Here is a 12,204-nt window from a genome sequence, read left to right as displayed (position 1 = left end):
GCTATGCCCTGAATATAGGATGCAGCACGGTGCGGGCCAGTGGCAAGAGGGCAGGATGAAGCGAATTGTTGTCGTGGGTGCGGGCCAGGCCGGCGCCTCGCTGGTGGCGCGGCTGCGGGCCAAAGGTTTTGATGGCGGGATCACCCTTCTGGGCGCAGAACCTGTGCCGCCCTATCAGCGCCCGCCTTTGTCCAAAGGGTATCTGCTGGGGGATATGGCGCTGGAACGCCTGTTCCTGCGGCCAGAAATTTTTTATGCTGATCAAGCGGTTGACCTGCGGATGGGTGCAAGCGTGACCGGTCTGGACCGTGCCGCGCAGACCGTGGCGCTGGGTGACGAGCATCTGCCCTATGACGCGCTGGCGCTGACCACGGGGTCGGTGCCGCGCCACCTGCCTGCCAGCATTGGTGGCAATTTGGCGGGTGTCTACACAGTGCGCGGGCTGGCGGATGTCAATGCCATGGCGGCGGAGTTCCGGGCTAGCGCGCGCGTTGTCATCGTGGGTGGTGGCTATATCGGGCTGGAAGCGGCTGCGGTAGCCGCAAAGCGCGGGCTGGATGTAACCGTTCTGGAAATGGCCCCGCGCATTCTGGCGCGTGTGGCCGCACCGGAAACCGCTGCCGCCGTTAATGCCCTGCACGCGGGGCATGGCGTGCGTATCCTGACCGACACTGCCTTGGCGCGCATCGACGGCACCGACCGCGTCAGCGGGGTTACGCTAGCGGATGGCACGCATCTGCCAGCAGATTTCGTGATCGTCGGCATCGGCATTGCCCCTGCAACCGATCTGGCCGAAGCGGCGGGCCTGACGCTGGATAACGGCATCGCCACCGACGCGCAGGGCCGCACCAGCGACCCATCGATCTGGGCGGCGGGCGATTGCGCGTCCTTCCCGTGGCAAGGCGGGCGGCTGCGGCTGGAAAGCGTTCAGAACGCCATCGACCAGGCCGAATGCGTGGCCGACAACATGCTAGGTGCGGGCCGCGACTATGTGCCAATGCCGTGGTTCTGGTCGGACCAATACGACATGAAGCTGCAAATCGCCGGGCTGAATGCAGGCTATGATCGTGTGATTGTACGTGCCGCGCCCGCCCGCAGCCATTGGTATTTCAAGGGGGATACGCTGCTCTCGGTCGATGCGCTGGGCGATCCACGCGCATATATGGTTGGCAAGCGGATGATAGAGCAGGGGATCTCCCCCGATCCCGCGGCACTGTCCGACCCTGCGACTGACCTTAAAGCTCTGTTGAGCGCATGAGGATCGTCGGCGGCACCCATCGCGGGCTGAAGCTGGCCGAGATCGGCGCGGGTGATGCGGCAGCACATCTGCGTCCGACATCGGACCGTGTGCGGGAATCGATGTTCAATCTGCTGATAAACGGCGCAGATGCGATCCCGTTCGACGGTATTCGGGTGCTGGACCTGTTTGCAGGCACCGGCGCCTTGGGGCTAGAGGCACTGTCGCGCGGCGCAAGTTTTGCCTGTTTCATAGATGACGGCGCCACAGCCCGCGCGCTTCTGCGCGAGAATATCGAGAAGATGCGCGCCATGGGCCGCACCAAGGTATTTCGGCGCGACGCGACCACCTTGGGGGCAAACCATGGTGCAGTGTTTGATCTGGTGTTCTTGGACCCGCCCTATGCCAAGGGCTTGGGCACGCAAGCGCTGGCATCCGCCGTCGCGGGCGGCTGGCTGAAGCCCGGTGCACGCGTGGTCTGGGAAGAAAGCCTGCCCCAACCTGCGCCCGAGGGGTTCACACTTGTCGATCAACGCCGCTACGGCGACACCCATGTCACCATGCTGGAGCATAGCGCGTGACCCCGAAGCTTGTGATTTTCGATTGCGACGGTGTGGTCGTCGATAGTGAAATATTGACGAACTCCTTTCTGCGTGACGAAATGGCCGCGCATGGGCTGGACCTACCCCTAGAGCAGATCATGGGTCTGTTCGTTGGCGGTACGATTTCGGGCGTTGCCGTGCAGGCGCGCGATATGGGGGCGACCCTGCCGGCGGATTGGGTGGAAACCTTCTATCCGCGCATCTGCGAGGTGCTGGCACGGGGCACCCCGATGATCGCGGGCATTGTCGGCGTGCTGGAACGGCTGGAGCAGGCGGGCATTCCTTATAGCATCGGGTCGAACGGACGGCACATGAAAATGCGGACCACCTTGGGCCAGCACCCGGAATTGGCGTCACGGTTCACGACCAACGTGTTTGCCGCCACCGATGTCGCCCGCCCCAAACCCGCGCCCGACCTGTTTTTGCACGCGGCACAGGCGATGGGCCATGCGCCCGCGCATTGCGTGGTGATCGAAGACAGCCCCACCGGCGCGCGCGCGGCACAGGCGGCAGGGATGCGCTGTTTCGGCTACGCACCCGAGGGCGATGGCGCGAAGCTGGTGGCTGAGGGCGCGCATGTGTTTCGTAGTATGGACGACTTGCCAGCCCTGTTGGCCCTGTAATCCGCCCATGAAAAAGGGGCGCTTTCGCGCCCCTTATCCGGTGCTATATGACCGGCGATCACGCCAGATCGAAGCGATCCGCGTTCATCACCTTGACCCATGCAGCGACGAAATCCTGCACGAATTTCTCGGCATTGTCGTCTTGGGCATAAACCTCTGCATAGGCGCGCAGAACCGAATTGGACCCAAAGACCAGATCGGCGCGGGTGGCGGTGAACCTTGCGGCCCCCGTTGCGCGGTCCTGCAACTCATAGGAATTGCGACCTTTGGGTTCCCATTTCCAATCCATGTCGGTCAGGTTGACGAAGAAATCATTCGTCAGCGCGCCGACACGGTCGGTAAAGACGCCATGCGCCGTGCCGCCGTGGTTGGTGCCCATCACGCGCAGACCACCGACAAGGCAGATCATTTCATGCGCCGTCAGGCCCATGAGCTGCGCCCGGTCGAGCATCATCTCTTCGGGCTGGACGGAATAGTCCTTCTTCATCCAGTTGCGGAACCCGTCGGCGACAGGTTCCAGCCACTTGAAGCTGTCGGCATCGGTCATCTCGTCCGTGGCATCGCCCCGGCCCGGTGCAAACGGCACTTCAATGTCGAACCCGGCGGCTTTCGCGGCCTGTTCCACACCGACATTGCCCGCCAGCACGATCACATCGGCAATCGAAGCACCGGTTTCGGCGGCAATCGGTTCCAGCACGGCCAGCACGCGGCCCAGACGGTCAGGCTCATTGCCTTCCCAATCCTTCTGCGGGGCCAGACGGATGCGCGCGCCATTGGCACCGCCGCGATAGTCGGACTGGCGGAAGGTGCGAGCGCTGTCCCATGCGGTGGCGACCATGTCACCGACCGACAGTCCGCTTGCGGCGATCTTGGCTTTCACAGCGGCCACATCGTAGCTTGTGGAGCCAGCGGGCACCGGGTCTTGCCAGATCAGCACTTCGGTCGGGGCTTCCTTGCCGATATAGCGCTCTTGCGGGCCCATGTCGCGGTGGGTCAGCTTGAACCACGCGCGGGCGAAGGCATCGTCAAAAGATGCGGGGTCGGCCATGAACTTCTCACAGATGGCGCGGTAGGCCGGGTCCATCTTCATGCCCATATCGGCATCGGTCATGATCGGGTTGTAGCGGATGGACGGGTCTTCGACATCGACCGGCTTGTCTTCCTCGGCAATGTCGATGGGTTCCCACTGCCATGCACCGGCGGGAGATTTCTTCAATTCCCACTCATAGCCGAAGAGCAGCTTGAAATAACCCATGTCCCACTTGGTCGGGTGCGTGGTCCATGCGCCCTCAATCCCGGACGTGACCGCATCGCGGCCCACAGCGCGGGTCTTGTGGTTGATCCAGCCAAGCCCGCCTTCTTCCAGCGCGGCACCTTCGGGGGCCGGGCCAAGGTTTTCGGCGCGGCCATTGCCGTGGCATTTGCCGACGGTGTGGCCACCGGCGGTCAGCGCGACGGTTTCTTCGTCATTCATGGCCATGCGGGCGAAGGTTTCACGCACATGCTGCGCAGTCAGCTCCGGGTCCGGCTGGCCGTTCACGCCTTCGGGGTTCACGTAGATCAGCCCCATGTGCACGGCTGCCAGTGGGTTTTCCAGCGTCGCGGCGTCGTTGGTATCCGTATAGCGGTTTTCGGCGGGGGCCAGCCATTCGCTTTCGGCGCCCCAGTAGATGTCCTTTTCTGGGCCCCAGATATCCGCACGACCCAAGGAAAAACCAAAGGTTTGCAGACCCATATCCTCATAGGCAACGGTGCCCGCCAGGATGATCAGGTCGGCCCAGCTGATCTTGTTGCCGTATTTCTTCTTCAGCGGCCAGAGCAGGCGGCGCGCTTTGTCCAGGTTGGTGTTGTCGGGCCAGCTATTGAGCGGCGCGAACCGGATATTGCCGGTGCCAGCGCCGCCACGGCCATCCTGCACGCGGTAGCTGCCTGCGGCATGCCATGCGAGGCGAATCATCAAGCCGCCATAATGGCCCCAATCGGCGGGCCACCAATCCTGGCTGTCTTTCAGCAGCGCCTTCATATCGGTTTTCAGCGCGTCGTAATCCAGATCCTTGACCGCTTCACGATAGCTGAATTCGCCCAAGGGGTTCGTCTTGGTGTCGTGCTGGTGCAGAATGTCCAAGTTCAGCGCCTTGGGCCACCAATCCATCACTTGCGTGCCGGTCGTGGTCACCGCGCCGTGCATGACAGGGCATTTGCCTGCATTGTCTGATCCGTCCATTGATCCCTCCAGAGATTAAATCTGGAATGAGTCTAACATGCCAAAAGGATCAGGAATAGTTTTTTGTTCTGATGGATTTTATAAGGTAAAGTTATGAAATTCTACATTTCGACATGACGCAACTGGTTCATGACGCGGACCAACTCGCGGGCAATCGCGGGTTCAGACAGCGCGTGGCCCGATAGCCCGACCATTTCCAAACGCGAGCGGCCCCAGTGGCGGTGTAATTCCCATGCGGTCGCGGGCGGACAGATCATGTCATAGCGGCCCTGCACGATAGTCCCGGGCACATTGGACATCTTCCAAAGCCCGTTCAACAGCGCGCCATCCTCGCCCAGAAAGCACCCGTTGGAGAAGTAGTGATTCTCTAGCCGGGCAAAGGCGCGGGCGTAGTCACTGGGCGCATCGCCCCCCAGCAGCCCGCGAGTTTCAATTGAGGCCAGAGCGTTTTCCCAGCGCGTCCAGGCGCGGGCGAAGCGGTTTTCCTCATGAATGTCACCGCTGAACAGTCGCTTGGAATAGGCTGCGATCAGGTCACCTTGTTCCTCATCAGGGATCAGCCGCGTGAATTGAGCCCAGAGTTCGGGAAAGAACCGGGCTGCACCCCCGCCATAGAACCAGTCCAGTTCCGCGCGCGTGCCAGTGAAGACACCGCGCAAAACCACATGGGTGACGGCATCGGGGTGCGCCTGCGTATAGGCCAGAGCGAGCGTCGCGCCCCACGACCCGCCGAACACCGCCCAGCGCGAAATCTCCAACGTGTCGCGGATCAGCTCTATATCGGCCAGCAGATGCGCGGTTGTGTTGGCATGAGTGGACGCCGAAGGCTTGGACCGCCCGCATCCGCGCTGGTCGAACAGGACAACGCGGTAATGTTCGGGGTCGAAAAACCGCCGCATGGTCGGGCTGCATCCGCCGCCGGGCCCGCCATGCAGGACCACTACCGGCGTGCCGTTGGGGTTGCCGCATTGCTCGATATAGACACGATGCCCTTCGCCTACGTCCAGCAAGCGCTGGTCATAGGGTTCGATATATGGGTAAAGACCCTTGTGTGCGTTATCATGTCCGGCTGACTTGTCCATATGCTGGACTATATAGTTTGTCAGACCCGCCCGCCATGGGGCACAACGCAAAAAACCGAGGGGACCATGACGACAAGCACGATCGACCCGTCCGAAGTGGCGAAATTCGAGGCGATGGCCGCTGAATGGTGGGATCCGAATGGCAAGTTCAAGCCATTGCACATGCTTAATCCCTGCCGGTTGGACTATATTACGCGCCAAATTGCCGCTGAATTCGACCGTGATCTGACCGCGTCCCAGCCGTTCAAGGGGCTGCGGCTGCTGGATATTGGCTGCGGCGGCGGGTTGCTGTCGGAACCGATGGCGCGTCTGGGGGCTGATGTGGTCGGCGCAGATGCCGCCCCGCGCAACATTCCGGTCGCGCAAATCCATGCCGATCAGGAAGGCTTGCAGATCGACTACCGCCACACCACCGCAGAGGATATGGCGGCGGCGGGCGAGCAATTCGACGTGGTGCTGAACATGGAAGTGGTCGAGCATGTCGCCGACCCGCTGGCCTATCTGACCGCCTGCCAGCAGTTGTTGAAACCGGGTGGGCTGATGATCTGCTCGACCCTGAACCGCAACCCGAAAAGCTACGTCATGGCGATCATCGGGGCGGAATATGTCATGCGGTGGCTGCCCAAGGGCACCCATGAATGGTCGAAATTCATCACCCCGGATGAGCTATATGACCTACTGCGCCGCGCCGACATGGACCCTGTCGACCGCACGGGGTTTGTCTTTGACAAGTTGCGGTGGAGCTGGTCGCTGTCCGAGCGCGATCTGTCGGTGAATTATGTCACGGCTTCGGTGAAGCAGGGGGCACGGGCGTAGACCCAGTCGGCCGCAAGGCCCCGGGTCAAGCCCGGGGCGCGCGTGTTGTCTTACCCGCGCATCACCTCGGCCACTGCCCGCGCCACGTCACCTGCGCGCGAGGGGTCCATGCCTGCCATGTTCACCCGCCCGTCCCACAGCATGTAGATGCCATCATCCTCGCGCAGCTTGGTCACTTGCGCTTCGCTCAGTGGCAGGATCGAAAACATGCCCTGTTGCGCGGCCACGGCCCCCATGCGGTCCGACCCGCTGGCGTCGCGCAACGCCTCCGCCAAGGCGCGACGATTGGTCTGCACGCGGGCGCGCATCTCGTCCAATTCTTCCAGCCAGACCGCGCGCAGCATCGGGTCGCCCAAGATGGTGCTGACAACGCGGCCGCCGTGATCGGGCGGAAACGCAAAGCTCTGGCGGTTCAGACCGGCCAGAGTTGCTGCCATCGCATCGCGCTGACCCTCTGGGACCACCACCATGGCAATGCCGACGCGGTCGCGATAGAGGCCGAAATTCTTGGAACAACTCGCAGCAATCAATACTTCGGGCAAGCGTGCGGCCAAATGGCGCAAGCCGCCCGCATCGGCATCCAGACCGTCGCCAAACCCCTGGTAGGCCATGTCGACGAAGGGCACGGCCCCTGTGCGTTCCAAAAGCGCGCCCATCTCGGCCCAATCCTGCGGCGACAGGTCCACCCCGGTCGGATTGTGACAGCAGCCATGCAGCAGCACCACTTCTCCGGCCTGCGCAGCGCCCAGATCGGCGAACATGCCAGCGCGGTCCAGCGCACCGGCTTCTGCATCCAGATACCTGTAGGGGCGCGCTTTCAGCCCTGCGGCTGCAATCAGCGGCCCATGGTTCGGCCATGTCTGCGCGCTGACCCAGACGGTCGCGCCGGGGCGCACCTTCGCGATCAACTCGCAAATCTGGCGCACCGCCGCTGTGCCGCCGGGTGTGCCCACAGCGGCCACCCGCGCGCTTGGCACGGCGCCGCCCAACAACAAGGCTTCCATCGTGGTTAGAAATGCCGCGTCGCCCGCCAGTGACAGGTAGCTCTTGCTGTCTTGCTGCTCCAATATGCGCGCCTCGGCCTGTTTGACCGCGCGCATGATCGGGGTGCGCCCCTGTGCGTCGCGATAGACGCCCACGCCAAGGTCGATCTTGTCCGCACGCGTATCGGCGGCAAAAGCCTGCATCAGGCCGATAATGCCGTCCAGCTTCGGGGCGGGCAGGGTTTCGAACATGCGCTTATTCCTGTGCAGGGGTCCAGTCGCGCGTCAGGGTGCGCGTGCGCTCTTCCTGTCGGACGACATTGAAGCCGTGGCGTTGATACTGGATCAGCGCGCGTGGATGGTCGAGTGTGCAGGTGTTGACGGTCATTCTTTGCACGCCGTCTTGCGCCCAACCCGTCAGGATCGCGGTGCGCAGCATCCAAGAGCCGAAACCGCGCCCGACCACACCGGGTACCAGTCCGAAATAGCAAAGCTCGCATGTGTCGTCCGCGCGCCAGTCCAACAGGAAAAACCCATGCGGCCAGCCCTTGTCGATCAGCGAATACAAAGCGACCTTGGGGTCGGCCAGCCAGTAGCCGATCTCTGCATCTTCTGACGCGTGCAGATCGGTCCAAGCATAGTCGCGCCCCACCGCATCATAAAGCGCGCGGAAATACCACACAGGCGACGAATCTGCCTTGAGCAATGCTCCGGTCATGGCGGCGGGTGTGTGCGGCCAGTCATAGGAAGGTCGCGCTGTCATCTCCAGAAACGTAACAGTATAGGGAACGGTATCCCCGGTGCGGCGCGTGGTCATCCCTGTTCCACCTTCAGATCCGGGAACAGCCCCCATTCCGACCATGACCCGTCATAGAGCGCGTGGTCGCGGTGGCCTAGCACTTCCAGCCCCAGGGAGAGCACCGCCGCTGTCACGCCCGAGCCGCATGTGGTGATGATCCGGCGGTCCAGATCGACGCCCGCGTCTTCGAATGCCGCGCGCAAGTCCTTGTCGCGCTTCAATGTTCCGTCCGCCTGAAGCAATGTGCCAAACGGCAAGTTCAGCGCGCCGGGCATATGGCCCGCGCGCAACCCCTCGCGGGGTTCCGGTTCGTCGCCGCGAAAGCGCGACGCGCTGCGGGCATCCACGATCTGCCAGTCGCGCAATTTGATGGCGGCGGCAACCTGGCTCACGTCTTTCACAAGATGCGGCTGGCGCTGCACCGTCATGTGCCGCTCACGCAGCACAGGCGGCATATCTTCCACAGCGCGCCCTTCGGCTTGCCACTTGGGCAAGCCGCCATCCAGTACGGCGACATCGGTCTTGCCCATCAGCTTGAACAACCACCAGACGCGCGCTGCGGAAAACAGCCCCATTCCGTCATAGACGACCACTTGGTGCCCGTCTCCCACGCCCATGCTGCGCATCCGCGACATGAATTTTTCGACCGGCGGTGCCATATGCGGCAGTTCGGACCGGTGGTCGCTGATGTCGTCAATATCGAAAAACCGCGCGCCGGGGATGTGCGCTTCATCATATTCGGCCCGCGCATTTCGCCCCGACGCAGGCATATACCAGCTTGCATCCAGCACGCGCAGATCGGGGTCAGACAAATGCGCGGCCAGCCATTCGGTGGAAACCAGCGTTTTCGGATCGTCCATATCAGCCCCCGTAGCAATTTGTCCTCCAACACCTACCGAGGCCCGCGCAGACTGGCAAGCAGGGCTTTTCGCGGATGCGCGCATGGCGTATTCAGGCAGGTATGAGCAATGCCCTGACCGCGCTTTACGACCGCAAGGTCGAGACTGGAACGCTGCGCCCGGACCCGGCCCAACGCGCGGCAATGCCGTTGTTCCAGCCCTTACTGGAGTATTTGGCCCAATCTGCCCCGAAATCCGGGGGGCTGCGTGGGTTGTTCGGGCGTGCCAAGCCCGCGTTTGCGCCGGGGCTCTATCTGTGGGGCGGCGTGGGGAGTGGCAAATCCATGCTTATGGACCTGTTCGTGGACCATGCGGGCGATGTGCCCAAACGCCGTGTGCATTTTCACGCCTTCATGCAGGAGATACATGCCGGCATGCACAAGGCCCGCCAGTCCAACACCGAAGACGCGCTTGCGCCCGTGGCCGATGCCGTGGCCGCGCAGGTCCGCCTGCTGGCGTTTGACGAGATGCAGATCACTGACATCACCGATGCCATGGTCGTTGGCCGCCTGTTCGAGCGGTTGATGGCGGCGGGAGTGGCGATCGTCACCACCTCGAACCGCCCGCCCGACGATCTGTACAAGGATGGGCTGAACCGCGCGCTGTTCCGGCCGTTCATTGATATGCTCAACGCGCAAATGACAGTGCACCACCTAGAGGCGGAAACCGACTACCGCCAACACCGTCTTGCGGGCGCGCAAGTGTATTTCACCCCGTCCGGCGCGCAGGCGCGCGAAAGCCTTGGGCAGCTTTGGGATGATCTGACCGGCCATGATCCGGGACAGGAATTGCGCCTGCGCGTCAAAGGCCGCGATGTCGTGGTCGCCAAGGCGCATAACGGTGTGGGCCGCGCGTCTTTTTGGGAGCTGTGCGGCCAGCCCTTGGGCGCCGCTGATTACCTTGCCATCGCAGAGGCGTTGCGTGTTCTGATCCTCGACGACATTCCGCAACTGTCTTCGGGGAACTACAATCAGGCCAAGCGTTTCGTGACACTGATCGACGCGCTTTACGAGGGCCGCGTGCGCTTCATCGCCTCTGCCGCGGCAGAGCCTGAAAAGCTATATACCGAGGGGGCCGGTTCGTTCGAGTTCGAGCGCACCGCGAGCCGTTTGCGCGAAATGCAAAGCGCCGACTGGCAAACCTGACTTCTTTCATCTTGCCGCAAATACTCGCGGGGGTCGGGGGGCGGCAGCCCCCTTTGGTTCCTATCCAAGCTGTGCGACGGCCCATTTTGCGGCATCGGCGACCACCGGATCGGCATCCTCGCACAAGCCTTGCGCCACGGGCTGTAGACGGGGGGTGCCGGAATTGCCGATGGCATAGAGCACGTTGCGCACGAAGCGCCCCCGCCCGATCCGCTTGATGGGCGAGCCGGAAAAGCGCGCCCGAAACGCCGCGTCATCCAGCCCGGCCAGTTCTGCCAGATCGGGCGCGATCATGCCGTCGCGGGCGGCATATTTCACCTCGCGGGCCTCGGCGGCGAATTTGTTCCACGGGCAGACCGCAAGGCAGTCGTCGCAGCCATAGATCCGGTTGCCCATCTTTGACCGCAGCTCTTCCGGAACCGGGCCGTGATGCTCGATCGTCAGGTAGGAAATGCAGCGCCGCGCGTCCAGTTGGTAGGGCGCGGGAAAGGCATTGGTCGGACAGACATCCAGACAGGCCCGACAGCTTCCACAACGCTCCTCGGCTGGCGCGTCAGGGGGCAGCGCATGGGTGGTGAAGATTGCGCCCAGAAAGAACCAGTTGCCCAGCTCGCGTGATAAAAGGTTGGTGTGTTTTCCCTGCCAGCCCAGTCCCGCCGCCTCGGCCAGCGGCTTTTCCATGACCGGGGCGGTGTCGACAAAGACCTTGATCTCGCCGCCCGCTGTCTCGATCAGCCAGCGCCCCAGCCGTTTCAGGCGTTTCTTGACCACGTCATGATAATCGCGCCCTTGTGCATAGGCGGAAACCACGCCCCGGTCCCGCAGCGCCAGCAGGTCCAGCGGGTTGTGATCCGGCGTGTAGGCTTCGGCCAGCATGATCACGCTACGCGCCTCTGGCCACAGCGCTGTCGGATCGCCGCGCCAGTGCATCCGCTCTGCCATCCAGCCCATCTGGCCATGATGACCGGCCTCGACAAAAGCGCGCAGTCGCTCGGGTGCGTGCGGTATGGCGTCGGGGCGCGTGACAGCGCAGGCGGTGAAGCCGAATTCCCGCGCGCGGTTGAGCAACTCTGATTTCAGGTCTTCGGGCATGTGTCCGGCATGGCGCAAAACGCCTCAGAAATCCAGATCGGCATAATGCGCGGGCGGCGGAAAGCCGGGAATCTGGTCAGCCAGAAGCGTGCGGAATGCAGGCCGCGATTTGATCTTGGCATACCACTCATGCACCGTGCTCGACCGTTTCCAGTCCACATCGTTTATGTAGTCCAGACAGGAAAGATGCGCGGCAGCCGTAAAATCCGCGAGCGTCATTTCATTGCCCGCAAGCCAGCGGCGTTTGCCCAGCAGCCAGTCCATATAGTCCAGATGAAACTTGATACGGGTAGACCCGGTCTTGATGCGTGTCGAATCAGGATAGCCTTGCCCGCTGATCTTCTTGTTCACCCGCTCATAAACAAGGTTTGCGGTCACTTCGGTGTGGAACTTGTCATCGAACCATGTGCACAGGCGGCGCATCTCATAGCGGTCCTCGGGCGATTTGGGCACCAGCGGCGGCGTGGGGATCGATTCGTCCAGATACTCGCAAATGGCTTGGCTCTCGGACATATGCGTGCCGTTGTAGCGCAAGATCGGCACCTTGCCCGCCGGGTTGCGGCGCATGAAATCCTGGCTGGGATCCCAGTAGCGTTCCTCTATCAACTCGACCTCGACGCGCTTTTCCCCAAGGGTCAGCCGCACCTTGCGGCAAAAGGGCGACAGGGGGACGTGATACAAACGGGCCATGGGCTGCGCGAT

12 protein-coding genes are annotated in these 12,204 nt (G+C 62.6%); 5 read left to right on the top strand and 7 right to left on the bottom strand.

Features of this window, described 5'->3' with window-relative positions; translation table 11 throughout:
* Positions 1-55: 55 nt before the first annotated feature.
* The 3 genes from ROE7235_RS03805 to ROE7235_RS03795 are packed head-to-tail and all read left to right on the top strand — an operon-like array spanning position 56 to position 2,462.
* Positions 56-1,258 (top strand): NAD(P)/FAD-dependent oxidoreductase, encoded by a 1,203-nt coding sequence (locus ROE7235_RS03805; protein WP_121093413.1) that lies wholly within the window; start codon positions 56-58, stop codon positions 1,256-1,258.
* Complete coding sequence (gene rsmD / locus ROE7235_RS03800) at positions 1,255-1,818, top strand: 16S rRNA (guanine(966)-N(2))-methyltransferase RsmD (RefSeq protein WP_121093337.1); 564 nt, start codon at positions 1,255-1,257, stop codon at positions 1,816-1,818. Before ROE7235_RS03805 ends, rsmD begins: the two co-directional genes overlap by 4 nt.
* The gene (locus ROE7235_RS03795; RefSeq protein WP_121093336.1) at positions 1,815-2,462 is read left to right on the top strand and encodes an HAD family hydrolase; all 648 of its coding nucleotides are present in this window, start codon (positions 1,815-1,817) and stop codon (positions 2,460-2,462) included. The genes rsmD and ROE7235_RS03795 overlap by 4 nt, the downstream gene beginning before the upstream one ends.
* A 58-nt stretch (positions 2,463-2,520) precedes the next feature.
* Here the strand turns inward: ROE7235_RS03795 and katG are convergent, their stop codons facing one another.
* Both katG and pip read right to left on the bottom strand, forming a co-directional pair.
* A complete protein-coding gene (katG, locus tag ROE7235_RS03790) occupies positions 2,521-4,686 on the bottom strand; it encodes a catalase/peroxidase HPI (protein ID WP_121093335.1) in 2,166 nt (721 codons plus the stop codon).
* 101 nt (positions 4,687-4,787) lie between these two features.
* On the bottom strand, positions 4,788-5,768 hold the full coding sequence (pip, locus tag ROE7235_RS03785; RefSeq protein ID WP_121093334.1) for a prolyl aminopeptidase: 981 nt from the start codon (positions 5,766-5,768) through the stop codon (positions 4,788-4,790).
* Positions 5,769-5,834: 66 nt separating this feature from the next.
* Here pip and ubiG point away from each other — a divergent pair, with 66 nt between their 5' ends.
* Positions 5,835-6,584, top strand: coding sequence for a bifunctional 2-polyprenyl-6-hydroxyphenol methylase/3-demethylubiquinol 3-O-methyltransferase UbiG (gene ubiG, locus ROE7235_RS03780; protein WP_121093412.1), 750 nt, complete (start codon positions 5,835-5,837; stop codon positions 6,582-6,584).
* A gap of 50 nt (positions 6,585-6,634) precedes the next feature.
* On the opposite strand, the gene ROE7235_RS03775 is transcribed toward ubiG, so the two are convergent.
* From ROE7235_RS03775 to sseA, 3 genes are read right to left on the bottom strand one after another with little or no spacing between them, the layout of a single operon-like run.
* Entirely contained in the window at positions 6,635-7,819 is a 1,185-nt protein-coding gene (locus tag ROE7235_RS03775; protein WP_121093333.1) for an amino acid aminotransferase, read from the bottom strand.
* A 4-nt stretch (positions 7,820-7,823) separates the two neighbouring features.
* Positions 7,824-8,384, bottom strand: coding sequence for a GNAT family N-acetyltransferase (locus ROE7235_RS03770; RefSeq protein ID WP_121093332.1), 561 nt, complete (start codon positions 8,382-8,384; stop codon positions 7,824-7,826).
* The gene (gene sseA, locus ROE7235_RS03765; RefSeq protein WP_121093331.1) at positions 8,381-9,226 is read right to left on the bottom strand and encodes a 3-mercaptopyruvate sulfurtransferase; all 846 of its coding nucleotides are present in this window, start codon (positions 9,224-9,226) and stop codon (positions 8,381-8,383) included. Before sseA ends, ROE7235_RS03770 begins: the two co-directional genes overlap by 4 nt.
* A 101-nt stretch (positions 9,227-9,327) precedes the next feature.
* On the opposite strand from sseA, the gene zapE reads away from it, so the two are divergent.
* A complete protein-coding gene (zapE, locus tag ROE7235_RS03760) occupies positions 9,328-10,410 on the top strand; it encodes a cell division protein ZapE (protein WP_121093330.1) in 1,083 nt (360 codons plus the stop codon).
* Between the two features lie 60 nt (positions 10,411-10,470).
* Here zapE and queG read toward each other — a convergent pair whose 3' ends face one another.
* On the bottom strand, positions 10,471-11,502 hold the full coding sequence (queG, locus tag ROE7235_RS03755; protein WP_121093329.1) for a tRNA epoxyqueuosine(34) reductase QueG: 1,032 nt from the start codon (positions 11,500-11,502) through the stop codon (positions 10,471-10,473).
* A gap of 24 nt (positions 11,503-11,526) precedes the next feature.
* Positions 11,527-12,192 carry an FtsZ-binding protein FzlA gene (gene fzlA, locus ROE7235_RS03750; RefSeq protein WP_121093328.1) on the bottom strand — a complete coding sequence of 222 codons (666 nt, stop codon included), beginning with the start codon at positions 12,190-12,192 and terminating at the stop codon, positions 11,527-11,529.
* Positions 12,193-12,204: the final 12 nt, after the last annotated feature.

The sequence above is a fragment of the Roseinatronobacter ekhonensis genome, assembly GCF_900499075.1.
Taxonomy (GTDB): Bacteria; Pseudomonadota; Alphaproteobacteria; order Rhodobacterales; family Rhodobacteraceae; genus Roseinatronobacter; species Roseinatronobacter ekhonensis.
Note: the sequence above shows the minus strand (reverse complement) of the source record. Positions and strands in the feature narration are given on the sequence as shown.

What these genes read in the sequence shown, in the direction of transcription:
- ROE7235_RS03770 (WP_121093332.1), bottom strand. Translation starts at nt 8,384, where the DNA reads ATGACCACGCGCCGCACCGGGGATACCGTTCCCTATACTGTTACGTTT.
- sseA (WP_121093331.1), bottom strand. Translation starts at nt 9,226, where the DNA reads ATGGACGATCCGAAAACGCTGGTTTCCACCGAATGGCTGGCCGCGCAT.
- ROE7235_RS03805 (WP_121093413.1), top strand. Translation starts at nt 56, where the DNA reads ATGAAGCGAATTGTTGTCGTGGGTGCGGGCCAGGCCGGCGCCTCGCTG.
- zapE (WP_121093330.1), top strand. Translation starts at nt 9,328, where the DNA reads ATGAGCAATGCCCTGACCGCGCTTTACGACCGCAAGGTCGAGACTGGA.
- ubiG (WP_121093412.1), top strand. Translation starts at nt 5,835, where the DNA reads ATGACGACAAGCACGATCGACCCGTCCGAAGTGGCGAAATTCGAGGCG.
- katG (WP_121093335.1), bottom strand. Translation starts at nt 4,686, where the DNA reads ATGGACGGATCAGACAATGCAGGCAAATGCCCTGTCATGCACGGCGCG.
- ROE7235_RS03775 (WP_121093333.1), bottom strand. Translation starts at nt 7,819, where the DNA reads ATGTTCGAAACCCTGCCCGCCCCGAAGCTGGACGGCATTATCGGCCTG.
- rsmD (WP_121093337.1), top strand. Translation starts at nt 1,255, where the DNA reads ATGAGGATCGTCGGCGGCACCCATCGCGGGCTGAAGCTGGCCGAGATC.
- fzlA (WP_121093328.1), bottom strand. Translation starts at nt 12,192, where the DNA reads ATGGCCCGTTTGTATCACGTCCCCCTGTCGCCCTTTTGCCGCAAGGTG.
- queG (WP_121093329.1), bottom strand. Translation starts at nt 11,502, where the DNA reads ATGCCCGAAGACCTGAAATCAGAGTTGCTCAACCGCGCGCGGGAATTC.
- pip (WP_121093334.1), bottom strand. Translation starts at nt 5,768, where the DNA reads ATGGACAAGTCAGCCGGACATGATAACGCACACAAGGGTCTTTACCCA.